This window comes from Pseudarthrobacter sp. LT1, assembly GCF_035621795.1.
GTDB lineage: Bacteria > Actinomycetota > Actinomycetes > Actinomycetales > Micrococcaceae > Arthrobacter.
This window is the reverse complement of the sequence record NZ_CP141830.1, coordinates 1,010,129-1,034,262: the sequence shown is the minus strand read 5'-3', so window position 1 is coordinate 1,034,262 and position 24,134 is coordinate 1,010,129. Positions and strand designations below refer to the sequence as shown.

Below are 24,134 nucleotides of genomic sequence, written 5' to 3'. Positions count from 1 at the left end.
ACATCCGCGTCCTCCGCGCCATGAGCGACCCCACCGTCTGGTCCTCGGGACGGCTGCGGTTTTTCAAACGGCCCTTCCATGAATACCGGCTGACCGACCGGGTGGCGATGAGCCAGATGCCGCTGTTCGTGACCACCATTTTGACGGCCGTGCTGGTGTGGGCATTCTTCCCGGCCACAATGAACAACCCACTGTTCGTCGCGTTCCTCGTTTCGCAGCTGGCCATCATGGCACTCTGCTACGTCATTCCCTGGGGGCGGCTGCCCTACACCAGTTTCCTGGTGATCCCGCTGCTGGACTTCATCTCCATCGCCGCGGGCAGGGAAGGCGGCCAGGAAAGCCTGACGGGAATCAGCCTGCTGGCCGTGTTCCCCGTCATTTGGCTCTGCGCGTCCGGGTACTACCCGAGGGCCGCGCTGTGGTTCTCTTTCCTTGGCCCGCTGGCCATCATCTGGGTGCCGCTGCTCCTGAAGGAAACTTCCACGCCGCAGGACTTCGCCCGTTCGCTGCTGCTGCCCGTCATGATGCTGGGCATCGGCGTGTCCGTGAGCGTCCTGACCTTGAGCATGATGCGCCAGCAGGAACAGCTGGAAGAAAAGGACGAGCAGCTGCGCGCCAACCTGCGGACCAGCAAGCGCCAGGAATCGCTGCTGAACACTGTGCTGGATACCGTGCATCTGGGCGTCCTGGCGGTTGATGCCGACGGCCACGACATCCTGATGAACCGGAAGCAGCGGGCCAACCATGAACTGGCCCGGCCAAAGAACATTGCGGACCCCAACGAATCGCAGCTGCTGGTCTACGGCCCGGACCGGAAAACCCTGATCCCCGTCCAGGAGCGTCCGGTGCGCCGCGCCGTCCTGGGGGAAACCTTCACTGATTACCTGGTCTGGCTCGGCGACGGGAAGGACCAGCGGGCACTCGTGACCACGGCACGGGCCATGAAGGACTCCGACGGCAACTTCACCGGCTCGGTGATCGTCTTCAGCGACGTCACGGACCTGGTTAACGCACTCACCGCCAAGGACGACTTCGTCTCCAGCGTCTCCCACGAATTCCGGACCCCGCTGACGTCGATCCTGGGCTACGTTGAGATCCTGCTGGCCGATGATCCGGACGAGCCCGAGCGGGAGATGCTGGAGATCATCCGCCGGAATTCCGAGCGCCTCCTGACCTTGGTGTCAGACCTGCTGGCCAGCCGGAACGGCCAGCTGATCGTCTCACCGGATGCCGTGGATGTTGCCGACCTGGTGCGCGGCAGCGTGTCCTCGGCGTTGCCACGTGCAGCCGCCGCCGGGGTGGAACTCCGGGCGGAAACCCCGGAACGGCTGGAGGCCCACGTGGACAGCGCCAGGATCTCCCAGGTCCTGGACAACCTGGTGTCCAACGCCATCAAATACTCCCCTGACGGCGGCGAGGTAGTGGTGTCGCTGGCGCGGGAAAACGGCCATTTGGCCTGCCGGGTCAAGGACACGGGGATGGGCATGAGCCCGGAGGACGCCTCCGAGGTGTTCGCCAAGTTCTTCCGGACCAGCAACGTCCGGCGCACCGCCATCCCGGGCGTCGGCCTGGGCCTGCCCATCAGCAAGGCGATCGTGGAAGCCCACGGCGGGACCATCGACGTCGAGAGCACGCTGGGCGAGGGAACGACGTTTACGTTCCGGGTTCCGGTGCAGCGGTCCTGAGCACCTCGCCCCAAGATTGGGAGGCGAGGTCCCGGAAGGATGCCAGGATGGCCGACGGCGGCTGGCTGAGGTCCAGCGGGAACTCCACGATGTCGATGTCGGTGTTCAGGATGCGGCGGAGCTTCATCTCGCCTTTGCCCGCGTAGACCAGCCACGCGGTGGGCACAGCCAGTGCCGTGCAGTGGGCCAGCATCTGGTAGTGGTCGGCCGTCAGCGACGCGCCGGCGTCCGACGCCGCCCGGTACTTGACGTTGTAGGCCACCACCGGGCGTCCGCCGAGCATGTGGACGGCATCCGGGCGCACGGACAGGCGGTCGGAATCGCGCACCGCCTCGCTGAGGAGGGCGTTGTACCGCAGCCGCAGTTCCCCCGGATATGACGCCATCGCACTGCGCAGTGCCGTTCCCACGAAGTCTTCGAAAACCTGCGCCATGTCCACCACGAACGACGCTGTCTGCTGCCTGCCCTCCCCCGCTTCGGCGGATGCGTTGCGCAGGATCAGCTCCGCCAGCCGCAGCACTGCGTGGTAGCGCAGGTTCATCCTGGTGGGCGTCCACGGCGGCACCGGGGCGCCCGCTGGAAGGCGGGTGACGGCGTCGAGCTTTCCCTTCAGCTGGCGGAGCCGCCCCAGCACCTCGGGCCGGACTCCGGGCACCTGCCCCATCCGTTCCAGGGCGGCGCGCAGGATCCGGTTCTCGGCGATGTCCTCGGTAAATTCGTCGTAGGAGACCTCCAGCGGGACCAGCATGCCGGGGCGGCGGGAGATCTGGTCCGAAATCCGGATCCGGCCCTTGACCGTGCGCAGGGATTCGTCCACGGTGAGGTAGCCCTGCAGGACCCCGCGGCCCAGGGCGCGTTCGGCCAGTTGCGCCAGGGACTCCGCGAGCGCGCTCCACAGCTCCCGGTCCTCGTCCGCCGCCACCAGCTCCGGGCGGAACCCCTGCTCCCCCGCGTAGCTGAGCAAAAACAGGAGCCGGCTGAGCCCCAGCCGGTCCTTGGGCCGGACGTCCAGCTGGAGCGTGGGGGTGCGCACCGAGCCCACCTTGCCTACCGGCTCGATCCGGTACAGCCCCATGCCCATGGGCGAGGCCTTGGCCAACCCGCTGGAATTCAGGAAGGAAGCAGTGGGCGCATCCAGCCGTTCCACCAGCCCGCGGGACAGCTCGTCCAGGACAAGGTGCCGCACGGACGCCCTGGGGTCAGCGCGCTGCAACGCGTCCCAGCAGCTGGTCCAGCCCGAACCGCTCCTCCAGCTGCGCCCGCGTCAGCTGGCCGTGGTACTGCTCCTCCAGCAGCGGCATGAGCTCGTACTTCCAGATCCGGCGCAGACCGGCAGGGGTTTGGGCTGCGGGCTTCATGAAGTAGGACGGGCCGATCATCAGGTCCCGGTCCCACTCGTCAATGGCCCCGTTGAGCGCGTCCAGCAGCAGCGCCGGGGTGGTATCCAGCTGCCTGGCCTGCAGGAACCGGAGCAGGGAGCCCTTGACCGGCTCGGTCTGCGGGTGCAGCTCGATGAAGGAGAAGCGCCGGCGGATGGCCGCGTCCATCATGGCGATGGACCGGTCAGCGGTGTTCATGGTGCCGATGATGTAGAGGTTGTCCGGCAGCGTGAACGGCTCGTTGGGGCTGTACTGCAGGTAGATCCGGTCATCGCGGTACTCCAGCAGGAAATACAGCTCACCGAACACCTTGGCCAGGTTGGCGCGGTTCATCTCATCGATGATCAGGAAGTACGGCTTCTTCTCATTCCCTGGCTTCGCAGCTTCCTCCGCCAGCCGGCGCAGCGGACCGGCCACCAGCTTGAAGGACACCTGGCCTTCATCGGTCTTGTCCGGCCGGTAGCCCTCGAAGAAGTCCTCGTAGGCGTAGGACGGGTGGAACTGGACCAGCTTGACGCGTTCGTCCGTGGTGTCGTCCGCCAGTTCCGCGGCGAGGTGCTTGGCCAGGTAGGTCTTGCCCGTGCCGGGAGGGCCGTAGAGGACCAGCTGGCGGTTTTCCTCCAGCAGGTCGGCGATCTCCTGGAGGGGCTCCAGCTCCATGTGCAGCGAGGCTGCGAATTCCTGCGTCAGCGGGCGGAAGCCCTCCTGGACAGGGGGGACGACGGCGGCGCCGTCAGTATCGCCGTCGGGCTCGGTTTCCGCCTCGGCCGGCAGCAGCGCCTGCAGCGCCTGGACCACGCGGGTCACGTCCACCACGATGCCGGGGGTGGCGAGCTGGCGCTGGACATGCCGGGGAAGGCTGGTGGCGGTATGGCCGTCGTCGAACCAGCGCACCTTGCGGCGCAGGCGCCGGTTGTCGTCGTTGTACTCGGGCTCGCCCAGCACGCCGCCCAGCCGTACGGTTCCGGCGTGCTGGTACAGCACCAGGTCCCCGGGCTTCATGACGGTCAGGAAGGCGAAGACCGCGGTCTTGGTGTCCTCGCGTTCCACGTAGCCAAGGTGCTTGTAGTCCTCGTCCACGGCGTGCTGCACCAGGCCGGCGGTGACGCCGGGGTCCAGCGTGCGGAGATGCTCGACGTCGAGGGTCACCTTTTCTTCGCCGTGCCAGGCGGTGAGCAGCTCGGCGTGGTCGCTGTGCGTCCGGAGGAGCCAGGCGCGCCGGCCGGGGTCGCCCACCTTGCGCCACTGGCTGACCAGCTGGCGGGAGTACCAGTCGATCCGCTGGCCGGCCTGCTCGTCCAGGTGCAGCCGGATGCGGTGGATGTCCGCGGTGATGTCCTCTTCCCCGTCGCCTTTCGCCCCTCCCACCAGGGAAGCGAAGGCGTCGCGGATTTCCTGCCGCTCCACGTCCGCCACCACGGGCTCGAAGTAGCTGGGCCACGCCAGGAATTCGATGCTCCGGCGGATGGCGGGCTGGTCGTCGGGGGTGGATGCGGCGAGGCGGTGGAACTGCAGGGGGTCCTTGATGGCCGCCTGCACCACAGCAGCCGGCCGCTGGGCAACATTCCGCACGAACCGGCACAGCCACTTCAGGTGGTCCCAGATGGTCCAGTTGAATTCGGCGGTCCGGTCCCGGATCACGCCGTGGTCGGTCATCCCCGCGTACAGTTCCTCGGGAAGTTCCAGCGGCGGCTCCAGCCAGCCGGCGGCTTCGGCCACGCGGGCGCGCTTGACCTTGAGGGACTTCACTTCGTGGGCCAGCGGGAGGGACTGCAGGAAGAGCAACTCCACGGCCAGCTGTTTTGCTCCCCGGGTGGCACCCTCCAGGTTTTCGCGGAGGTTCGTCATCATCGGGGCTTTGGGGTCGGCGATGCCGCGATCCAGCCGGTCGAGCAGTTCCGCGGCCGCCGGAACGGACCACGTCCTGGTGCGGCCGTCCAGTGGCGAAGCCTTGCCCTGGAGGCCGGGACCCAGCACAAACCACGCCGCGTCCTCGATCTCCTTGGAGATGCCGAGGGCGCGGGTCATGGCAACAGTGGCAGTGGGGGTCATGCCCTCAAATTTACAGGGTCAAGCTGGGCGGCCGCTCCACGTTGACCGGCCGCCCTCCTGCCAGGCAGGGCTAGTTGCCGGTGGCGGAGTGCTTCCGGCCGAAGATGAAGTACCCCATGGGCCCGATGAAATTCACAAAGGACGCCGCCCGCCATGCAGCCTTGGGCCCGTTGATGAGTTCTGCCGGCCGCCGGGAGATGTCCCGTTGGGCGGCAACCAGCAGGGAAACCTGAACCAGGCCCGTCACAAGGGTGCCTATCTTGGCACCCGGTGACATTTCCTTCCAGGTCTTCTTCTGTCGGGCGGTGCGGTTCTTGTTGCTGGCCATGAGCGCTTCCTTTCGGTGTACAACGTGGTTCCAGTCCAGTGGGTCCGGTGCAGGCTGTCCAGAGTCTTAGTGCCTGTAGGGGGCCATCCGGTCTTTCTGTTCCTGGCTGAGCCTTTGCACCCGGCCCGTGGCTTCATCCACGAACGCCAGATGACTGCTCGCCTTCACGCAGTCCTCACGGGTAACGGGGTCCTGGAGCAGGTAGTGGATGTCGAAACTGGCGCCCTTGACGGCACCGATCCATACCTGGACCACAGCAGGAACGTTGCGGTATTCAAGTGTCCGGACGTAACGGATCTTGTGGTCCACCACCAGGGCAAGGGTCCCGGCCGGGACCTCATTGAACAGCGACACCGGGGGCTCAATACCCTGAAGGCCCGCACCCCGCGGCGGTCCGAAAGCTGCGATCCGGGCCTCCTCCAGCATCCGAACGATCTGGACGTTGTTGATGTGGCCATAGGCGTCCATGTCGCCCCAGCGCATCGGAACCAGCACCTCGATCCGCTGGCCGCCGTGCGCGCTCAGCTGCGCACCGCCGTCGAATCGTCAACCGGGAGGTCTCCGGCGTCCGCACCGGCAAACTGCGACATGTAGAGGCGGTGGTAGGCCCCGCCTGCAGCGAGCAGCACCTGATGGTTGCCCTGTTCCACGATTCGTCCGTTCTCCATAACCAGGATCGTATCGGCATCGCGGATGGTGGAGAGACGGTGCGCGATGACGAAGCTGGTCCGGTCGGAGCGCAGCGCGGCCATGGCCTTCTGCACCAGGAGCTCGGTGCGGGTGTCCACGGAACTGGTGGCCTCGTCCAGGATCAGCAGTGACGGGTTGGCCACAAATGCGCGGGCAATGGTGATCAGCTGTTTCTCACCGGCACTGACGTTGTTGCCCTCTTCGTCGATCACGGTGTTGTATCCCTCGGGGAGCGCCCGGACAAACCGGTCCACGAAGGTGGCCTTGGCGGCTGCCATGACCTGCTCCTCTGTGGCGTCGAGGTTGCCGTAGCGGATGTTGTCGTAGATGGACCCGCCGAACAGCCAGGCGTCCTGCAGCACCATGCCCACTTTGGAGCGCAGTTCGGAGCGGCTGAGGTGGGTGACGTCCACACCGTCCAGCATGATGGATCCTGAGTTGAGCTCGTAAAAGCGCATCACCAGGTTCACCAGGGTGGTCTTGCCGGCTCCCGTGGGCCCGACGATGGCCACGGTGTTGCCAGGCTCCGCCGTGAAGGACAGGTTCTCGATGAGTGGCTTATCCGCGGTGTAGCTGAAGGTGACGCCCCTGAAGTCCACATGCCCGTCGGTTTTGGCCGGCAGGTGTTCAGTGGCGGTTTCGGCATCCTGTTCGTCGGCGTCCAGGAATTCGAAAACGCGTTCCGAGGACGCCACGCCGGACTGGAGCATGTTGGCCATTCCGGCCATCTGGCCCAGCGGCTGGGTGAACTCGCGGGAGTACTGGATGAACGCGGTGGCATCACCCAGGGACATGGCGCCTGAGGCCACCCGGAGTCCGCCCACCACAGCAATGCCCACGTAGCTGAGGTAGGACACGAACTGCATGACGGGGAAGATGATCCCGGAAACGAACTGCGCCCCGAAGCTTGCCTTGTACAGGGCCTCGTTCCGTTCCTCGAACCGGGCCAGCATGTCAGCGTCCCGGCCGAAGACGCGGACCAGGTCGTGGCCGGAAAAGGATTCCTCGATCTGGCCGTTCAGCGACCCGGTGTTCTTCCACTGGGCGGCGAAGAGCTTCTGGCTCCGGGCCCCGATCAGCCCGGCCGCCACCCCTGACAACGGGAGCGCGACCAGGGCGATCAGCGCCAGTTGCCAGGAGACGATGAACATCATGATCACGATGCCCACCACGGTCAGCACGGAGTTCACCAGCTGCGCGAACGCCTGCTGGAGGGCCTGCTGGATGTTGTCGACGTCGTTGGTCACGCGGGACAGCACGTCGCCGCGCTGCCGGGTGTCGAAGTAGTTCAGCGGCAGGCGGTTCAGCTTGCTTTCGGTATCGTCGCGGAGCCGCCGGATCACTTTCATGACGATGCGGTTCAGCACGTACCCCTGCAGCCACATGAAGATGTTGGCCACGAAGTACATGAGCAGGACGATGGCGATGAGCATGCTGAGCTTGCTGAAGTTGATGCCGGTGCCGGGTATCAGTTCCATCCTGGAAACCATGTCCGCGAAGTTGTCCTGGCCCTGCTGGCGCAGGCCTGCCACGAACTGCTCCTTGCTGGCGCCGGCCGGCAGCTGCCTGCCCACTACCCCGGCGAAGATGACGTCCATGGCCTGCCCCAGGATCTTGGGAGCTATGACGTTCAGGACCACTGAGATGACCACCAGGCCCACCACCGCGTAGATGCCCATGGCCTCGGGCTTCAGGAGGCCCATGAGGCGTTTCGCGGAAGGCCAGAAGTGCTGGGCTTTCTTGGCGGGCATGCCACCGAACATGTCCCCATCGGCCTCGGAGGGCGTGAATTCCTCCTCGATGTAGTCATCGTCCTGGGGCGGGGTGGACTGCCCGGCCTGTTCCATGGAAGCGGCGTCCTTCCTGCGGGGGCTCATGCCACTTCCTCCACGCTCAACTGGGATTCGACAATTTCCTGGTAGGTGGGCGAGGTTTCCAGGAGTTCCTCGTGCGTGCCGCGGTCCACGATCCGCCCGTTGTCCAGCACCAGGATCTGGTCGGCCTCAGTGATGGTGGAAATCCGCTGGGCCACGATGATGACGGTGGCGTCCGACGTGGTGCGCTTGAGGGCGGCGCGGAGCCGGGCGTCAGTGGCGACGTCAAGGGCGGAGAAGGAGTCGTCGAACAGGTAGACCCGCGGCTTGGTCACCAGGGCGCGTGCGATGCAGAGGCGCTGGCGCTGGCCGCCGGAGACATTCGTGCCGCCCTGGGAGATCCGGGAGTCCAGGCCGTTCTTCTTCTCGCGGACGAACGACTCGCCCTGGGCTACCTGGAGGGCGTCCCACAGTTCCTGGTCCGTGGCCTCGGTCCTGCCGAACCGGAGATTGTGCCCGATGGTGCCGGAGAACAGGTAAGGACGCTGCGGCACCAAGGCCACGCGCCGAGTGATCTCTGCACGGTCCAGCCTGTCGACGGGGACCCCGTCCAGCAGCACCTGGCCTTCCGCGGGATCATACAGCCGCGGCAGGAGGGACAGGAGGGAGGTCTTGCCGGCGCCCGTGGAGCCGATGATGGCGATGGTCTGGCCCGGCCGGGCTGTGAAGCTGATGTTGCTGAGCACGGGCGACTCGGCTCCGGGGTAGGCGAAGGTCACGTTGCGGTACTCCACCACGCCGGCAAGGGACGCCGGGGCCTCGGGGCTTAGGGGGTCGTGGATGGAGGGCTCGACGTCGAGAACCTCGCCGATGCGGTCCGCGCAGACTGAGGCGCGCGGGATCATCATGGCCATGAACGTGCCCATCATGACGGCCATCAGGATCTGCAGCAGGTACTGCAGGAACGCGGTCAGCGACCCCACCTGCATGGCACCGGCGTCCACCCGCTGACCGCCGAACCAGAGCACGGCGGCGGTGGACAGGTGCAGGATCATGCTGATGGCCGGGAACATGAGGACGAACAGGGCACCGATGCGGAGCGAGACGTCCGTGAGTTCCTTGTTGGCGCCGCCAAAGCGGTCCGTCTCATAAGGTTCCCGCACGAAGGCCCGGACCACGCGGATACCGATGATCTGTTCGCGCAGCACGGCGTTAATCCGGTCGATCTTCCGTTGCATGGAGCGGAAGAGCGGCATGAGCCGGACCACCAGGTATCCCACCACCACGGCCAGCAGCGGGACGGAGACCCAGACCAGCCAGGACAGGTTGAGGTCCTCGCGCAGCGCCATGATGATGCCGCCGATGCACATGATAGGCGTGGCCACCATGAAGTTCAGCCCCATCAGGAGGAGCATCTGCACCTGCTGGACATCATTGGTGCCCCGGGTGATCAGCGTGGGCGCGCCAAACGCGTTGACGTCCTTGGCGGAGAAGCTGGTGACCTTGCGGAACACGGCGCGGCGAAGGTCCCGGCCAACGGCCATGGCCGTCCTGGAGCCGAAGTAGACACCGGCGATGGCCGCTGCCACCTGGGCGAAGGCCACCAGGAGCATCAGCGCACCGGTTCGCCAGATGAAATCGGTGTCTCCGCGAGCCACGCCCTGGTCAATAATCTGGGCGTTCAGGCTGGGCAGGTAAAGCGCGGCGATGGTGGCGGCAAGCTGGAAAATGACCACGGCGGTGATATACGGCAAATACGGTTTGGAGTAGCGCCGTATGAGGGTGAGGAGCATGGACTCAACTCTAGTAACGCCCACTGACAATTGGGCTCCGGCGGAGCATCTTTTCCCGCGGGAACCCGCTGTTGACGGCGGGGTCCCGCGATGCAGCCACTTGCCGGCAGGATGCAGGAAAGCCGCAGCCCGCACCCGGAAGGTTTTCCGGGTGCGGGCTGCGGCTTTGTTGCTTTCCGGCGGGGGCTGGCCGGCCCCGGCAGGGATGGCTTAGTGCTGGCCCGCGGGCCGGCTACAGTCCCTGGTCCGGCTCCGAAGCACCATCTTCGGACGGAGTGGCAGGCGGGGCGGCGGCACTGTGCCGGCCGTGCCCGGCCAGGTACAGCGCGGCTGCTGCCTGGATCTTGCGTTCCTTCAACAGCTTGCGCTGCAGCCGGCTGAGCTCTGCTGCCGTGGCTGCCTGCCTGGCAGCCACCTCCTGCTGGGAGCGCAGCTGTTCCTGGATGTCCAGCACCATGGTTCCCAGTTCGGCCTGCTGGCGGGCCAGCAGGTGCTGGGTGTCCTGCAGCTTCTGCAGGGTGTCAGCGGCGCTGGCAATCGCGTTGGCGGCCTTGTCCACATTGTCCGCGGACCGCAGGTCCAGCTCTTCCGAGCGGAAGCTGCGCGCAAAGACATCCTCGAAGTCCTCCGTGGCAATCCTGCCGGACGCTGCTGCTGCGGCGGCAGCACCGGCGTCGTACATTTTTGCGGGAGCCGCGCCGGTACGCACGGCACTCCGGGCGGTGATGTCCCCGGCGGGGGCGCCCCTGTCCGGAGCGGCGCCGGAGACCATGGGCAGCTGGCCGGTCATGGCCGTCATGCCCGCTTCACCGGCCGCGTTGGCCTGCAGCGTGGCTTCGGGGGTGATGTCCACCGTCTTGCGGAGCGGCACTTCATTGATGAAGATCACGGCGATGAGGGCAACGGCGCTCACCACGGCGGAGATCATGAAGATGCCGGCCGTGGCATCACCGTAGGCGGCGCGCATAACGTCCGCGATCGGTGCGGGCAGGTCCTTGAGGTCAAGGGTGGCACCGCTGTTTCCGCCGGGCTGGATGCCCAGCCTGGTGAGACCGTCGGTGGCCAGGTCCTTGACGTGGTTGGCCATGACGGCGCCCAGGACGGATACGCCGATGGCACCGCCGACAGAGCGGAAGAAGGCCACGGAGGCGCTGGCGGACCCGATGTCCTTGGCCTGGACGGTGTTCTGGACGGCGAGGACCAGGTTCTGCATAAGCATGCCCAGGCCGATGCCGAAGATGCCGGTGTAAAGGCCGGTCAGCCAGAGTTCGGTGGTGTGGTCCATGGTGCCGGCGAGTGCCAGGCCGCCGATCAGCAGGATGGTGCCGCCGATCAGGAAGCGCTTCCACTTGCCGTAGCGGCTGATGAGCTGGCCGGAGACGACGGACCCGACGAGGTTGCCGGCGATCATGGGCAGCGTGAGCAGGCCGGCCTCGGTGGGCGTTGCACCGCGGGCTACCTGGTAGTACTGGCCCAGGAAGGTGGAGGAGCCAAACATGGCGACGCCGACGGCCACGGAAGCCACGATGGCCAGCGCGGTGGTGCGCTCGGAGATGATCTTCAGCGGGATGATCGGTGCGGACACCTTGGACTCGACCAGGACCAGCAGTGCGAGCAGCAGGACGCCGCCGCCCACCATGACTGCCGACTGCCAGGACCACCAGTCGTAGTAGTCGGCCTTACCGGCGAAGGACACCCAGATCAGAAGCAGGCTGACGCCGGAGGTCAGCAGGATGGCACCGAGCCAGTCGATCCTGGCAGGACGGCGGACGTGCGGGATCTTCAGGGTGACCTGGAGCAGGATCAGGGCGACGACGGCGAGCGGCACGCAGACAAAGAAGGTCCAGCGCCAGCCGAGCGAGCTGTCCACGATGAAACCGCCCAGCAGCGGTCCGCCGGCGGTGCCCACTGCCATGACGGCGCCCATGTAGCCGGAGTATTTGCCGCGTTCACGCGGCGGAATGATGGAGCCGATGATCGCCTGAGCCAGGGCGGTGAGGCCGCCCATGGCGATGCCCTGGATCACACGGGCGGTGAGCAGGAACGGGATGTTTTCGGAGAAGCCTGCCATGACGGAGCCGGCCACGAAGATCACGATGCTGAGCTGGACCAGGACCTTCTTGTCGAAAAGGTCGGCGAGCTTGCCCCAAATGGGGGTGGTGGCTGCGTTGGCCAGCAGCGCCGCGGTGATGACCCACGCGAAGTCCGTCTGGGTGCCCTTGAGCTCGGACATGATGGTAGGCAGCGCGTTGGCCACGATGGTGCTGCTGAGGATGGCGGTGAAGAAGGCAGCGAGGAGGCCGGTCAGGGCCTCCATGATCTGCCGGTGGTTCATGGGCGCGCCGGGTTCGTGGCGCTTGGATTGCCGCGACTCCTGTTTAACGGTGCGTTCGCGCTGGCGCTGCTGCTCCTGGTCGGCGGCGGCGGTGACGTTAGCCATTAATGGACTCCTGCATTTTCTGTTCGGTAGTGGTTCCGGCCGCCCTTGCCCGGATGGAATTCTTCAGGGATGCGGTGAGCTTGCTCAGCATCGCGGCTGTTGCTACGGCGTCATCCTCGTTCCAGTCGGCGAGGTATGCCTGGAGCGTCTCCGCCCGGTGCCGCACCAGTTCTGCGAGCTTCTCCTTGCCCCGCGGGGAAAGTGCCAGCAGCTGGGCCCGGCCATCATCCGGATCCGGCGTGCGGAGCACCAGGCCCGCGTCAGCCAGCTCGGCCACGTGCCGGCTCAGCACCGGCGCGCTGACCCCCAGGCGCTCGGCCAGGTGCGCTGCGCGGGTCTCCCCTTCGCCGATGAACTTGAGGACGCCCTGGAGGGCGATCCCGGTGTCCTGGCCTTTGACGTTGATCATGGTCACGCAGCGCAATGCACGCTGGAGGTCATAGATGTGGCTGACGAGGTCGGCTGCGGTGGCCGGTGCGACAGACATGATGCTCCCTAAAGAATTAGTTGCTGCAAGCAACTGTATCAGGAAAAGGTTGCTTAGGGAAACGAAGTTAGTGCCCTTGCCGCATTAAACGCCAAGCTCCCCCACTTCAGCCGGAGGGGATCCGGTAAGTGGGGGAGCTTGCAGGGGGCGTCGAATCAGGGTGCGAGATGGGTGGGGCCGAACATCTTCAGGAGGGTTTCGACCACGACGACGTTAGGGCCGTCTGCAGCGAATCCTGCCCTGAGCGCGTCCCCCACATCCTCCGGGGCGACCCGGACGGCAGGCACGCCAAAGGATTCCGCGAGCTTCACGAAGTCCGGCCGGGCCAGCTCAGTGGCGGTGGCCTTGCCGAACGAACCCACCATGTATTCGCGCAGGATGCCGTAGCCACCGTCGTCCACGATCAGCCAGGTGACCGGCACGTTGTGCTGCTTCGCCGTGGCCAGTTCGGCAATGGAGTACATGGATGAGCCGTCGCCGGAGACGGCCAGTACCCGGCCGGGCTTGCCCAGCGTCTCCAGCCCCACGGCAGCCCCGATGGCCCCGGGAAACGCGTAGCCCAGGCCGCCGGCGCCCTGGGCGGAGTGGAACTGTCCTTCACGGGCGTCCCAGCAGGACCAGCCCCAGTAGGCGGCGATGGTCATGTCCCAGAACGTCTGCATGTCCGCCGGCACGGCCTCGCGGATATCCGCCATGAATTTGAGTTCCTTGGCGAGGTCCTGCGATTCCAGCCGGGCGCGGACCTTGGCAAGTGACTCTTTGACCAGCTCTTCCGGGGTGCTGCCGTGCCAGTCGGGCGTGGTCGTCCTGCCCGGCTCGAGGGCCGCGTTAAGGGCCTCGTCCAGCGCCGCGAGCGCCTGGCCGGCGTCGGCGCGGATGCCCAGGCCTGGCCGGTTGGACTCCAGGACCCGGGGCTCGGCGTCGATCTGGATGATCCTGCCGCGCGGTTCAAAGGTGAAGTAGTTGGAGGTGACCTCGCCCAGTGATGACCCGATGACCACCAGGACGTCCGCGTCCTCGAGGAGGTCGGTCATGTACCGGTCCTCGATCCAGGACTGCAGGGACAGCTCGTGGTTCCAGGGGAACGCGCCGTTGCCGCCCGGGGTGCAGATCACCGGCGCCCGCAGTTTCTCGGCGAGGGACAGCAGCGACTTCTCCGCCTTCCCTCGGCGCGTGCCGCCGCCGGCGATGATTGCCGGGCGCTGTGCTGTTTCCAGCCACTTCACGGCCTCACGCACCAGCTCAATCCGGGGCGGGTTGTCAGCCGCCTCGGCGAGCGCGTCCTCGACCGGCGGGACCATGATCGGGTCCAGCAGCACATTCTGCGGGATCTCGAGCCATACCGGGCCCTGCGGCGAGGAGATGGCCTCGGTCCAGGCGTCCTGGATGGCAGACGGAATTCCGGAAGCGTGCTGGATCAGCCGCTGGCTTTTGGTGACGTTGGCGGCAGAGGCCTTCTGGTCATCGAGCTGGTGCAGCATGCCCTTGCGCCGGGCCCCGAGTCCCTCCAGCGGAATCTGGCTGGCCACCACCACCATGGGCACACCCGTGGCGTAGGCCTCCTGCAGTCCGGCCAGCGAGGTCAGCGCGCCGGGACCGGTGGACAGGAACAGCACGCCCACTTCGCCGGTGGCACGGGAGTACCCGTCCGCGGCGAAGGCGCTGTTGTTCTCCACCCGGGACGAGACAAAGTGCAGGTTCCCGCGGCCCATGGCATCGAAGAGTCCCAAGGCGTGCTGGCCTGGGATGCCGAACACAGTCTTGGCTCCCAGCGCTTCCAGGGTTTCGACGACGAGGTCCCCGCCGTTGCGGGAACCACTCCCCTGCGCCGGGACAGATGGGGCGCCGGATTCCGTCACGGCCCTACTCCTTGCCGGCGGCAGCGAAGCCGGCGGGGCGGCGGGCATCCTGGCCGAGCGCCTGTGCCTGGTACCCGGTCCCTGCTCCGAACCGGCTGCCGGGCACTGCGTTGTCTGCCATGAGGGTCACCAGTTCGTAGGCGACGTGGCTGGCGGCTACGCCGGTGATCTCGGCGTGGTCATAGGCCGGTGATACCTCGACGACGTCTGCGCCGACCAGGTTCATGCCACGGAAGCCCCGGATGATTTCCAGGAGTTCGCGGCTGGTGATGCCGCCGGCCTCAGGGGTTCCGGTGCCGGGCGCGTGAGCCGGGTCCAGGACGTCGATGTCCACCGAGATGTAGAGCGGACGGTTGCCGATCCGGTCCCGGACCTTGGCCACGGTCTCCAGGACGCCCTGGTAGTAGACGTCCGCGGAGGTGACGATGCCGAACCCAAAGCGGTGGTCGTCGTCGAGATCCTTCTTGCCGTACAGGGGACCGCGGGTGCCGATGTGGCTGATGGCTTCGGTGTCCAGGATGCCCTCTTCCACTGCGCGGCGGAAGGGCGTGCCGTGGGTGTATTCGGCGCCGAAGTAGGTGTCCCAGGTGTCCAGGTGGGCGTCGAAGTGGAGCATGGCGATGGGTCCGCCGGCACGTTCGGCGGCGGCGCGCAGCAACGGGAGGGCGATCGTGTGGTCGCCACCCAGGGTCAGCAGCCTGCTGCCGGCGGCCGTAAGGTCCAGCGCGTTCTGCTGGATGGTCTCGATGGCTTCGTTGATGTTGAACGGGTTGACTGCCATGTCCCCGGCATCGGCCACCTGGATGTTCTCGAAGGGGCTGACGTCCCACGCCGGGTTGTACGGGCGGAGCAGGCGGCTGGCCTCGCGGACGTGGTTCGCGCCGAAGCGGGCGCCCGGGCGGTAGGAAACGCCCGAATCGAAAGGCACGCCCACCACTGTCACATCGGCCTTGGCCACCTGGTCCAGCCGCGGGAGGCGGGCATAGGTGGCAGCTCCGGCATAGCGGGGGATCCGGGATGAATCGATGGGGCCAAGGTTGCCGTTGGCTTCAATGCGCAGCTCTTCCAATGGAGGCCTCTCCTTCGAGGAGTTGAGGGGACTGTGTGACTGCCATCATACACCGCTGTTTTCTAATGAGCACCAGCTGTTTACCTCTCACCTCCTCCGGTGCACTCCCGCCCACTTACTCCCACACCGTGGACAGATGTACACCCTGGATCCTTGCCATCCGGCATCGCGCCCCACGTGGACCATGGGCAACCGGGCAGGAACGCCCGCCCCGAGGCACCGCTTACCCACATGCGCCTCGACCCAGGTTCCACACACTCAACCAAAACCTTCCAATGGCCACATGGACATCCTCGAATACCTGCAAGAGTGCGGCGGCGTAGCCCGGTCCGGCCAACTCCTGGATGCAGGATTCCGGCGCCGGGACCTCTTACGGCTCACCGGACTGGGCGCTGCCCAGCCTCGGCGCGGCATCTTCGTCCTGCCGGAATGCGACAAGGCACTCCTCACTGCAGTCCTGAACAACAGTCGGCTGACCTGCGCCAGCGCCGCCCGCCACTACGGCTGGCTTCGCGCCGCGCCCCCACAGCCCCATCTGGCCTGCGCCCATGGCCACGGCAGCGGCTTTATCCGGCACCGCACCGTACGATTCCCGGGACACGCATCCCTGCCGCTGGCTGCCGTGGAGGATGTGGCACTCCATGCCCTGGGTTGCCTGCCGTCTCCGGCATCCGCCGCTTTGGCAACCTCGGCCATCAGACTGCATGGCGTGCCACGCGAACTGCTGGCGTCACAGCTGCAGGCCGACCGCTCCGGCTCCGCACTCCGCGTCCTGCGCGAACTTGATGTGCGTGCAGAATCAATCGTGGAGGTTGATGCGCAACACCTGTTCCGTGCCCATGGAATCGCCCACGACACCCAAGTCTTCCTACCGGGAATTGGCCGCGTGGATTTCCTGCTGAATGGCTTCCTGATTGTGGAGATCGATGGCTTCGCCTTCCACTCCAAACGCACCGATATGCTCCGGGACCGGAGGCGCAACAACGCCGCAGCCGTCAGCGGTTACGCCGTCCTTCGCTTCATGCCGGAGCACATCTGGTTTGACCCCGCCTCGGTCATCCGGGACATCCGGACCATACTGGCAGGCGACCGGCGGAGCCTGCGCCGGTAGGTGTGCAATCCAGCCCACTTACCACCGGCCAAGGGCGCTCCTCTTCAGCGTTTTCCGCAAAATGCGGCGGCTGAGATGGGGACTACCGAAGGTAACTGGGCAGGAATGCACGGCCGGGACGGGTCAGCGGCTCGCGGCGGGCACCAGGACCCAGAGCACCTCGACCGGCTTGTCCGTGGGATTGACCCAGGTGTGGGGTTCCCGGCCCGGGAAGGTCACGGTGTCGCCCGTCTCGAGGTCGTACTCCTCGTTGGTGAGGATCAGCTTGATGGACCCCTTGATGACATGCAGCACATCCACATCGCAGTCCACGGCGTAAAGCTCGGACTCACCACGGCCGTGCGGCTCGATCACTGCCTGGATGATTTGGACCCGGCGCTCTGAGCGGGCCGTCAGGAGCCGCTCCACGATGCCCTGGCCGCCGAGCGAGATCCGGGGACCGTCGTTGCGTTTGGTCAGGTGTGTTTCGGGTGCCACGAAAAGGTCGCCGATGGAGATGGAGAGCACCTGGCACAGCGTCACCAGGGAGGCGACGGACGGTGATGTCAGGTCCCGCTCCACCCGGCTGAGGAAGCCTTTGGTCAGCCCGGTGGCATCCGCGACCTGCTCGATGGTGAGCCGCTGGGACTGCCTGGCGGCCCGGATCCTGGAGCCGATGGCAACAGGGACATTGCTCGGCTCAACTGGCAGTGCCTTCATCTACGAACCTTTCACGGCCGGCAGCCCGGCTCCACTCTCGAGCCATACTAATCGGCGCCGCTTTTGTGACGCGCGCATGCCACACCCACGCGGCTCCGGGCGCGACCTCCTTGACTGTCGCCCGCGTCACACCCTAGTCTTTGGAAACTCCTGTTGCCTATGAGGCAATTGCAGGTCCTCTCCGTATTCGTCCGCGGCGGTTCCGGGCGTCCCTGCCCCAGGTCCCACACCCGGCCCCAACAGCTCCAAGGAGCCATTTATGGATGCACGTGCCATCAACATCGCCATTGTGGTGGTGTATCTTCTCGCAATGCTGGCCTTCGGCTGGTGGGGCAAGTCCCGCACCAGGAACAACAGTGACTTCCTGGTGGCCGGACGCCGCCTTGGCCCGTTCCTCTACACCGGAACCATGGCCGCCGTCGTCCTGGGCGGAGCGTCCACAGTGGGCGGCGTGGGGCTTGGTTACAAGTTCGGCATCTCCGGGATGTGGCTCGTGGTAGCCATCGGTGCGGGCGTCCTGCTCCTAAGCCTGCTCTTTGCCGGGACCATCCAGAAGCTGAAGATCTACACGGTTTCCCAAATGCTCACCCTCCGCTACGGAAGCAGGGCCACCGAGGCGTCCGGCATCGTCATGCTTGCCTACACGCTGATGCTCTGCGCCACTTCCACCGGCGCCTACGCCACCATCTTCGTCGTTCTTTTCGGCCTTGACCGGGCACTGGCCATCGCCATCGGCGGCGCCATCGTGCTGGTGTACTCCACCATCGGCGGCATGTGGTCCATCACGCTGGCGGACCAGGTCCAGTTCGTCATCAAGACCGTGGGCATTTTCTTCCTGATGCTGCCCTTCACGCTGAACGCAGCCGGCGGCCTGGACGGGATCCGCAGCCGGGTGGATGCCAGCTTCTTCCAGATTGACGGCATCGGCATCCAGACGATCATCACCTACTTCGTGGTCTACACCCTGGGCCTGCTGATCGGGCAGGACATCTGGCAGCGCGTGTTCACCGCCAAGACCCCCACGGTGGCCCGCTGGGGCGGCGCCACCGCAGGCATCTACTGCATCCTCTACGGTGTTGCCGGCTCCCTGATCGGCATGGCCGCCAACGTTGCACTGTCCAACGTCAAGATCGCCGCGAAGGACGACGTCTACGCCGAGGTTGCCCAGAACATCCTGCCCATCGGCATCGGCGGCCTGGTCCTGGCCGCTGCCGTGGCGGCCATGATGTCCACCGCCTCCGGCGCTCTGATCGCTGCCGCCACCGTTGCCCGTGCCGACGTCCTGCCCTTCGTGGCCGGCTGGTTCGGCAGGACGGTCAACACCGGAGACACCGAAAACCCTGAGCACGACGTCAAGGCCAACCGGATCTGGGTCCTGGCGCTGGGCATCGTGGCCATTGTCATCGCCATCGTCACCAAGGACGTTGTCGCGGCCCTGACCATTGCTTACGACATCCTGGTGGGCGGCCTCCTGGTGGCCATCCTTGGCGGCCTGGTGTGGAAGCGCGGCACCGGCATCGCCGCCGCTGCTTCGATGGCCGTCGGCTCGGTCATCACCCTCGGCACCATGATCATCCTCGAGATCAACGCCGAGGTCCCGTTGGACGGAATCTACGCCAACGAACCCATCTACTACGGCCTGCTCAGCTCGGCCATTGTGTACGTTGCCGCCTCGCTGCTCACGCGCCCCACCGATCCCGCGGTCATGCGCGCCTGGCAACTCCGGGTTGCCGGGCAGGAGCAGGAAGGCACTCCAGAGGAAGTCCTCGCCGGCCGCTGACACGCAGGGATTAAACGCACGACGGCGGCACCTCCTTTCGCCCTGCAGCGAAAGGAGGTGCCGCCGTCGTAAGTCCTACTCCCCCGTGTCGCGCTCGTCGTCATCCAGCGGGACCTCACGGTCCTCGGCGTCGATGACTACCGGGGCCGGCTGGACCACCGGCTCTTCCTCGTCGATGAATTCGTCTTCCGCGTCCCAGTCCGCGTCGTCTACCGGTGCATCCTCGGCGTAATCGTAGGCGGGGTCCGCTTCGACGGCGTCCAGGTGCGGCATGTCCGGGTGCTGTCCGGTGGTGCTCATGATTCAACCTCCGTATGTTCGCCTGACGTGCTCTTTCAGGTAGGGCGCAGGCTGCGCCACACCTTCATCAGAGCACCGGCCGGGCGGACGGGTCAATAGCCGCCGCGGTCCCGGAAATGAGTCCCTAACTGCAGCCGGGACACCCGACGTTTTAAGGTCAACCGAAACTTCCCAGCGAGGTTTGCCAGCCAAAAAACCGCGGAAATCCGCAGTAGGCTGGCAGGGCAAAGGCGCGAGTACATGCCCTTTCCAGCCCAGGAGTTACAGTGTCGCAGCACGCCCAGTCCGAATCCCACGCCACGCCCGCCGGGGCCGCCAACCCAACCGAGCCCTCGCCGTCGAACATCAAGCGGTGGCGCCAATACCTGGCCGACGAGCGCGCCGAAGCCGCCGTCTACCGGGACCTGGCCCAGAACCGCGAGGGCGAGGAACGGTCCATCCTCCTTGCCCTGGCCGAGGCCGAAGGCCGCCATGAGGCCCATTGGCTGGCGCTGCTGGGCGACCACGCAGGCAAGCCGAAAAGGGCCTCCGCCCGGAGCCGTTTCCTCGGATTCCTGGCCCGCCACTTTGGCTCCGTGTTTGTGCTTGCCCTGGCCCAGCGCGCCGAGGGCCGCTCCCCCTATGCCAAGGACCCCAACGCCACAGCCGCCATGGCCGCTGATGAGCAGATCCATGAGGAAGTGGTGCGGGGCCTGGCCACCCGTGGGCGCAACCGCCTGGCCGGTACCTTCCGCGCCGCGGTCTTTGGCGCGAACGACGGCCTGGTCAGCAACCTCTCCCTGGTGATGGGCATGGCCGCGTCCGGCGTGGCAAGCAGCGTGGTGCTGCTCAGCGGCATCGCCGGGCTCCTGGCCGGTGCCATGTCCATGGGCGCGGGCGAATTCATTTCCGTCCGCTCCCAGCGCGAACTGCTGGCGGCCACCCGGCCCACGCAGGTCACGCTGGCGGCCGCACCCAAGCTTGACCTCGAGCACAACGAACTGCTCCTGGTGTACCTGGCCCGCGGCATGTCCCGGGAAGCGGCCGAACACCGGGTGGCCGAGCGCATGGGGTTGCTGCCCTGCGACTGCGACCCCAGTCTGTCCCTGCAGCCGGACCTGCCGGAGGAAGAGGACCAGCATGAGGCAGTGGGCACGGCCTGGGGTGCGGCGCTGTCCAGCTTCTGCTTCTTCGCCTCCGGCGCCATCGTCCCCATCCTGCCGTTCCTGTTCGGCCTGACCGGCGTCGCTGCCCTCGTGGTCGCGGGCGCCCTCGTGGGCATCGCGCTCCTGGCGACCGGTGCCGCCGTCGGCCTGCTGTCCGGCACCTCCCCGCTGACCCGCGGCCTGCGGCAGCTTGCCATCGGCCTGGGCGCGGCAGCCATCACGTACCTGCTGGGCCTGCTCTTCGGCACGGCCGTCGGCTAGCACCAGGCAAAGGACACTTCGTGGAGGTCCTCCGGCAGCGTTCAGCGCTGCCGGAGGACCTCCACTGCTTCATCCACCGTGTCCACCAGGTGGATGTAGTCCGCCATGGCCCTGCCGGCGGCCAGGCTGCGCAGCATGGGCCAGGCCGGATACTCCTGCTCCCAGTGGCGCCGACCCACCAGGACCATGGGGGCCACCTTTTCGCGGGCGCCGTAGTAGTTCTCGCAGGCGTCCTGGAAGATCTCCTGGACGGTGCCGGCGGCTCCCGGCAGGAAGACGATGCCGCCGTGGCACAGTTCCAGCAGGATGGCCTCGCGGATGGCATTGGCGAAGTATTTGGCGATGTGCGTGGCAAAGTAGTTGGGCGGCTCATGCCCGTAAAACCAGGTGGGGATCCCGAGCGACGGAGTCCCGTCCGGATGGCGTTCGACGACGGCAGCCGCCGCCCGCGCCCACGCCGACACGGACGGCCGGAACCCCGGGACCACCGCGAGCGTGGCAAGCGCCGCCTCCAAGTCGCCGTCGGACGCCTGGCACAGGTAGGCGCCCAGGTTAGCCGCCTCCATGGCACCGGGGCCGCCGCCGGTGGCCACCGAATAGCCCTCACCGGCCAGCAGCTTCCCGAGCCGCGCTGCGTCCGCAAACTCCCGGCTCCCCCGGGGCGCGGCATGGCCGCCCATGACGCCGACGATGGACCGGCGGGTCCACGCCTCCGATCGCGTCAGTTCCTCCAGCGCGTCCCCGATTGCATGGTCGTGCAGGGCAGAGGCCAGGGTTGCGTCCACGCGGTGTCGTTGCCCCGGCTGGATGCTCCAGTGGTAGATGCGGGCATCCGGCAGTTCCTCGTACGGGGACCTGGCAAGACCGGCATACAGCTCGGCCGGTGAATACAGCGAAGCCCGGTAGGGGTCGAAGGGGACGCCATCAAGCCGCGGAAAGATCAGGGCACCGCGGCCGCGCAGGTTGGCTTCCATGCCGTCGTCAAAGAGGCAGCCGAGGAACATGGCGCCTTCGACGCTGACGCTTTTCAGTGCGGCCGACCGGCCCCGCAGGTCCAGGGACTGTGCATGCCAGCCGTGCAGATTGACCGCACCGCCAGCCACCAGACGGTCGAAGCTCGCCAGGTCCTGTACCTCGAGGGTGCGGGGACGGGGGCCAAGGCTTCCGGCGTAATTCACGGCTGCTGCCCCACAGTCCACATCATGGAGCCAGCCTAGGCCACCGGACGCAAACGCGGGACCGGACCCTGCCCTTTTCGTCAATCACGGAAAGGCGCCGGGCAGGCCCCGCGGTGGTCGGCCATGCCGCCTCCGGTGAGGGCGCCGACGGCGGCACCCGGGAACAGCAGTGCGCTCACCACACTGGCTTCCTCGAGGCGGTCATGTTGAGGGAGTCGTTCATGTACAGCACGGCGCGGAGACGCCTCGTCGGGCGGGGTGCGGACGCAATCCCTTGACCGGCGGCAGGCGCCTGCTACGATTCAAGGAAGAAACTATGTCCTATCAAGCGGACATATGCCGAAGAGGCCCGCCAGCGCCGGCGTCGAGACCAGATCAAGGTGCTGACACCGACGTATGAGGAAATGCACTGTGGCGAACAACCTGGGACTCAGCATCGACCGCTCCTCCCCCGTGCCCTTGTACCACCAGGTGGTCCAAGGCATCGAGGCAGCCATTTACAGTGGCGTGCTGGAGCCCGGCAGCCGGTTGGATAACGAGATCGACCTGGCAGCCCAGCTCAACCTGTCCCGGCCAACCATGCGCAAGGCCATGGACGAATTGGTCCGGTCCGGCCTGCTGGTGCGCAAGCGCGGCGTGGGAACGCAGGTGGTCTCCAGCCAGGTGCGACGCCCTTTGGAGCTGTCCAGCCTCTATGACGACCTCACCAACAACGGCAAGAAACCCACCACGGAAGTCCTGAGCTTCTCCCACATCGAGGCCGACGACGCCATCCTGGCCACGCTCCAGCTCCCCGCAGGCTCGAAGGTGTACCACTTCACCAGGCTGCGGAAAGTCGGCGGCAAACCCCTGGCCCTCATGGAGAACTGGGTGCGCGACGACATCGCCGAGATGGACGAGGCAATGCTCGGTGCCGAGGGCCTGTACTCGATCCTCCGCCGCGGCGGGGTGAACTTCCGGCTGGCCACCCAGCGGATCGGCGCCATGACCGCTAATGAGTACCAGGCCTCCATGCTGGAAACCAGCGAAGGATCCGCGCTGGTCACCATGGAACGCACCGCCGTGGACGATACCGGACGCCGGGTGGAAACAGGACAGCATGTGTACCGCGCCGATTCCTACAGCTTTGAAATGACACTCGTACAGCGATAATCCAAGGAGCCAACTCCATGACCAACTGGGTCTACCCCCTGGGCACTGCCGCCGACGGCAAATGGGATGTCTCGATCGGAACATCCGACTCCTCTCTCACCGTAGACGGCTGGGCACACACCGGACTGAAGGTGGCCACCGTGCCTGCCGGCGCCGCCGTCGAACTTCCCGCCGGGGACGAGGAACGGATCGTTGTGCCCCTCAACGGGTCCTTCATCGTCACCGTTGACGGCACCGACCATCCCTTGAACGGCCGGCCCTCTGTCTTCTCCGGGCCGACGGACGTGCTCTACTCCGGCACCGGCTGCGCCGTGAGCATCAGCTCTGCCGAAGGGGGCCGCGTTGCCGTGGCCACCGCACCGGCGAACGCGTCGTACCCCACCCGGCTGGTATCCGCGGCCGAAACGCCGGTGGAACTGCGCGGCGCCGGCAACTGCTCACGCCAGGTCCACAACTTCGGCACGCCGGCAGCACTCGAGGCCGACCGCTTCATCGTCTGCGAGGTCCTCACCCCGGCCGGGAACTGGTCCTCGTATCCTCCGCACAAGCATGATGAGGAGAAGGACGGCGAGACCTCCCTGGAGGAGATCTACTACTTCGAGACACAGGTGGCGGCAGGGTCAGGCGCTCCCTCCGACGCCGACGCCATCGGCTACCAGCGCGTCTACGCCTCCGACGAACGCCCCATTGATGTCTCGGCCGAAGTCCGCACGGGCGACGTTGTCCTGGTTCCTTACGGGTGGCACGGTCCTGCCATGGCCGCGCCCGGTTACGACATGTACTACCTGAATGTCATGGCGGGCCCCGGTCCCGTGCGGGAGTGGCTGATCAGCGACGACCCGCACCACGGCTGGGTGCGGCAGACCTGGGAGAGCCAGGACATCGACCCGCGGCTGCCATTCGGCGCCTGAC

At 66.4% G+C, this 24,134-nt stretch carries 19 protein-coding genes; 6 read left to right on the top strand and 13 right to left on the bottom strand.

Annotation, left to right across the window (positions count from 1 at the left end; genetic code table 11):
• The first annotated feature begins 20 nt into the window (after positions 1-20).
• Complete coding sequence (locus tag VIK36_RS04980; protein WP_324644294.1) at positions 21-1,685, top strand: HAMP domain-containing sensor histidine kinase; 1,665 nt, start codon at positions 21-23, stop codon at positions 1,683-1,685.
• Here VIK36_RS04980 and VIK36_RS04975 read toward each other — a convergent pair.
• The 10 genes from VIK36_RS04975 to speB form a co-directional block, all read right to left on the bottom strand.
• Positions 1,654-2,898: a 5-methylcytosine restriction system specificity protein McrC gene (locus VIK36_RS04975; protein WP_324644293.1), complete on the bottom strand. Its 1,245-nt coding sequence runs from the start codon at positions 2,896-2,898 to the stop codon at positions 1,654-1,656. The genes VIK36_RS04980 and VIK36_RS04975 overlap by 32 nt on opposite strands.
• Positions 2,885-5,116 carry an McrB family protein gene (locus tag VIK36_RS04970; protein ID WP_324644292.1) on the bottom strand — a complete coding sequence of 744 codons (2,232 nt, stop codon included), beginning with the start codon at positions 5,114-5,116 and terminating at the stop codon, positions 2,885-2,887. Before VIK36_RS04970 ends, VIK36_RS04975 begins: the two co-directional genes overlap by 14 nt.
• 70 nt (positions 5,117-5,186) lie before the next feature.
• Positions 5,187-5,444 carry a PLD nuclease N-terminal domain-containing protein gene (locus VIK36_RS04965; RefSeq protein WP_324644291.1) on the bottom strand — a complete coding sequence of 86 codons (258 nt, stop codon included), beginning with the start codon at positions 5,442-5,444 and terminating at the stop codon, positions 5,187-5,189.
• A gap of 66 nt (positions 5,445-5,510) precedes the next feature.
• Positions 5,511-5,927 (bottom strand): acyl-CoA thioesterase, encoded by a 417-nt coding sequence (locus tag VIK36_RS04960; protein ID WP_324644290.1) that lies wholly within the window; start codon positions 5,925-5,927, stop codon positions 5,511-5,513.
• A gap of 38 nt (positions 5,928-5,965) precedes the next feature.
• Positions 5,966-8,011, bottom strand: coding sequence for an ABC transporter ATP-binding protein (locus VIK36_RS04955; RefSeq protein ID WP_324644289.1), 2,046 nt, complete (start codon positions 8,009-8,011; stop codon positions 5,966-5,968).
• Complete coding sequence (locus tag VIK36_RS04950) at positions 8,008-9,741, bottom strand: ABC transporter ATP-binding protein (protein ID WP_324644288.1); 1,734 nt, start codon at positions 9,739-9,741, stop codon at positions 8,008-8,010. Before VIK36_RS04950 ends, VIK36_RS04955 begins: the two co-directional genes overlap by 4 nt.
• Positions 9,742-9,973: 232 nt before the next feature.
• Positions 9,974-12,181, bottom strand: coding sequence for an MDR family MFS transporter (locus VIK36_RS04945; RefSeq protein WP_324644287.1), 2,208 nt, complete (start codon positions 12,179-12,181; stop codon positions 9,974-9,976).
• Positions 12,174-12,668, bottom strand: a complete 495-nt coding sequence (locus VIK36_RS04940; RefSeq protein WP_324644286.1) for a MarR family winged helix-turn-helix transcriptional regulator — start codon at positions 12,666-12,668, stop codon at positions 12,174-12,176. The genes VIK36_RS04945 and VIK36_RS04940 overlap by 8 nt, the downstream gene beginning before the upstream one ends.
• A 155-nt stretch (positions 12,669-12,823) precedes the next feature.
• On the bottom strand, positions 12,824-14,575 hold the full coding sequence (locus VIK36_RS04935) for a thiamine pyrophosphate-binding protein (RefSeq protein ID WP_420716247.1): 1,752 nt from the start codon (positions 14,573-14,575) through the stop codon (positions 12,824-12,826).
• Positions 14,532-15,596 carry an agmatinase gene (gene speB, locus VIK36_RS04930; protein ID WP_255174569.1) on the bottom strand — a complete coding sequence of 355 codons (1,065 nt, stop codon included), beginning with the start codon at positions 15,594-15,596 and terminating at the stop codon, positions 14,532-14,534. The genes VIK36_RS04935 and speB overlap by 44 nt, the downstream gene beginning before the upstream one ends.
• 283 nt (positions 15,597-15,879) lie before the next feature.
• Here speB and VIK36_RS04925 point away from each other — a divergent pair, with 283 nt between their 5' ends.
• Complete coding sequence (locus VIK36_RS04925; RefSeq protein WP_324644284.1) at positions 15,880-16,707, top strand: endonuclease domain-containing protein; 828 nt, start codon at positions 15,880-15,882, stop codon at positions 16,705-16,707.
• A gap of 123 nt (positions 16,708-16,830) precedes the next feature.
• Here VIK36_RS04925 and VIK36_RS04920 read toward each other — a convergent pair whose 3' ends face one another.
• On the bottom strand, positions 16,831-17,406 hold the full coding sequence (locus VIK36_RS04920) for a helix-turn-helix domain-containing protein (protein ID WP_224025126.1): 576 nt from the start codon (positions 17,404-17,406) through the stop codon (positions 16,831-16,833).
• A gap of 259 nt (positions 17,407-17,665) precedes the next feature.
• On the opposite strand from VIK36_RS04920, the gene VIK36_RS04915 reads away from it, so the two are divergent.
• Entirely contained in the window at positions 17,666-19,186 is a 1,521-nt protein-coding gene (locus tag VIK36_RS04915; RefSeq protein WP_324644283.1) for a sodium:solute symporter, read from the top strand.
• A gap of 75 nt (positions 19,187-19,261) precedes the next feature.
• Here VIK36_RS04915 and VIK36_RS04910 read toward each other — a convergent pair whose 3' ends face one another.
• The gene (locus VIK36_RS04910; RefSeq protein WP_159632808.1) at positions 19,262-19,486 is read right to left on the bottom strand and encodes a hypothetical protein; all 225 of its coding nucleotides are present in this window, start codon (positions 19,484-19,486) and stop codon (positions 19,262-19,264) included.
• Between the two features lie 266 nt (positions 19,487-19,752).
• Between VIK36_RS04910 and VIK36_RS04905 the strand changes: the two genes are divergently transcribed.
• Positions 19,753-20,892, top strand: coding sequence for a VIT1/CCC1 transporter family protein (locus VIK36_RS04905; RefSeq protein ID WP_324644282.1), 1,140 nt, complete (start codon positions 19,753-19,755; stop codon positions 20,890-20,892).
• A 41-nt stretch (positions 20,893-20,933) separates the two neighbouring features.
• Here VIK36_RS04905 and VIK36_RS04900 read toward each other — a convergent pair whose 3' ends face one another.
• Positions 20,934-22,070 carry an LOG family protein gene (locus tag VIK36_RS04900; protein ID WP_255174565.1) on the bottom strand — a complete coding sequence of 379 codons (1,137 nt, stop codon included), beginning with the start codon at positions 22,068-22,070 and terminating at the stop codon, positions 20,934-20,936.
• 411 nt (positions 22,071-22,481) lie between these two features.
• Here VIK36_RS04900 and VIK36_RS04895 point away from each other — a divergent pair, with 411 nt between their 5' ends.
• Together VIK36_RS04895 and iolB are read left to right on the top strand one after the other, a co-directional pair.
• Positions 22,482-23,222 (top strand): GntR family transcriptional regulator, encoded by a 741-nt coding sequence (locus VIK36_RS04895; RefSeq protein WP_324644281.1) that lies wholly within the window; start codon positions 22,482-22,484, stop codon positions 23,220-23,222.
• A 17-nt stretch (positions 23,223-23,239) separates the two neighbouring features.
• The gene (gene iolB / locus VIK36_RS04890; protein ID WP_255174563.1) at positions 23,240-24,133 is read left to right on the top strand and encodes a 5-deoxy-glucuronate isomerase; all 894 of its coding nucleotides are present in this window, start codon (positions 23,240-23,242) and stop codon (positions 24,131-24,133) included.
• Position 24,134 lies beyond the last annotated feature (1 nt).

Coding starts and splice junctions, on each gene's coding strand:
- VIK36_RS04980 (WP_324644294.1), top strand. CDS start 21: ATGAGCGACCCCACCGTCTGGTCCTCGGGACGGCTGCGGTTTTTCAAA.
- VIK36_RS04970 (WP_324644292.1), bottom strand. CDS start 5,116: ATGACCCCCACTGCCACTGTTGCCATGACCCGCGCCCTCGGCATCTCC.
- VIK36_RS04965 (WP_324644291.1), bottom strand. CDS start 5,444: ATGGCCAGCAACAAGAACCGCACCGCCCGACAGAAGAAGACCTGGAAG.
- VIK36_RS04960 (WP_324644290.1), bottom strand. CDS start 5,927: ATGCGCTGGGGCGACATGGACGCCTATGGCCACATCAACAACGTCCAG.
- VIK36_RS04955 (WP_324644289.1), bottom strand. CDS start 8,011: ATGAGCCCCCGCAGGAAGGACGCCGCTTCCATGGAACAGGCCGGGCAG.
- VIK36_RS04950 (WP_324644288.1), bottom strand. CDS start 9,741: ATGCTCCTCACCCTCATACGGCGCTACTCCAAACCGTATTTGCCGTAT.
- VIK36_RS04945 (WP_324644287.1), bottom strand. CDS start 12,181: ATGGCTAACGTCACCGCCGCCGCCGACCAGGAGCAGCAGCGCCAGCGC.
- VIK36_RS04940 (WP_324644286.1), bottom strand. CDS start 12,668: ATGTCTGTCGCACCGGCCACCGCAGCCGACCTCGTCAGCCACATCTAT.
- VIK36_RS04935 (WP_420716247.1), bottom strand. CDS start 14,575: ATGCCCGCCGCCCCGCCGGCTTCGCTGCCGCCGGCAAGGAGTAGGGCC.
- VIK36_RS04925 (WP_324644284.1), top strand. CDS start 15,880: ATGGACATCCTCGAATACCTGCAAGAGTGCGGCGGCGTAGCCCGGTCC.
- VIK36_RS04920 (WP_224025126.1), bottom strand. CDS start 17,406: ATGAAGGCACTGCCAGTTGAGCCGAGCAATGTCCCTGTTGCCATCGGC.
- VIK36_RS04915 (WP_324644283.1), top strand. CDS start 17,666: ATGGATGCACGTGCCATCAACATCGCCATTGTGGTGGTGTATCTTCTC.
- VIK36_RS04910 (WP_159632808.1), bottom strand. CDS start 19,486: ATGAGCACCACCGGACAGCACCCGGACATGCCGCACCTGGACGCCGTC.
- iolB (WP_255174563.1), top strand. CDS start 23,240: ATGACCAACTGGGTCTACCCCCTGGGCACTGCCGCCGACGGCAAATGG.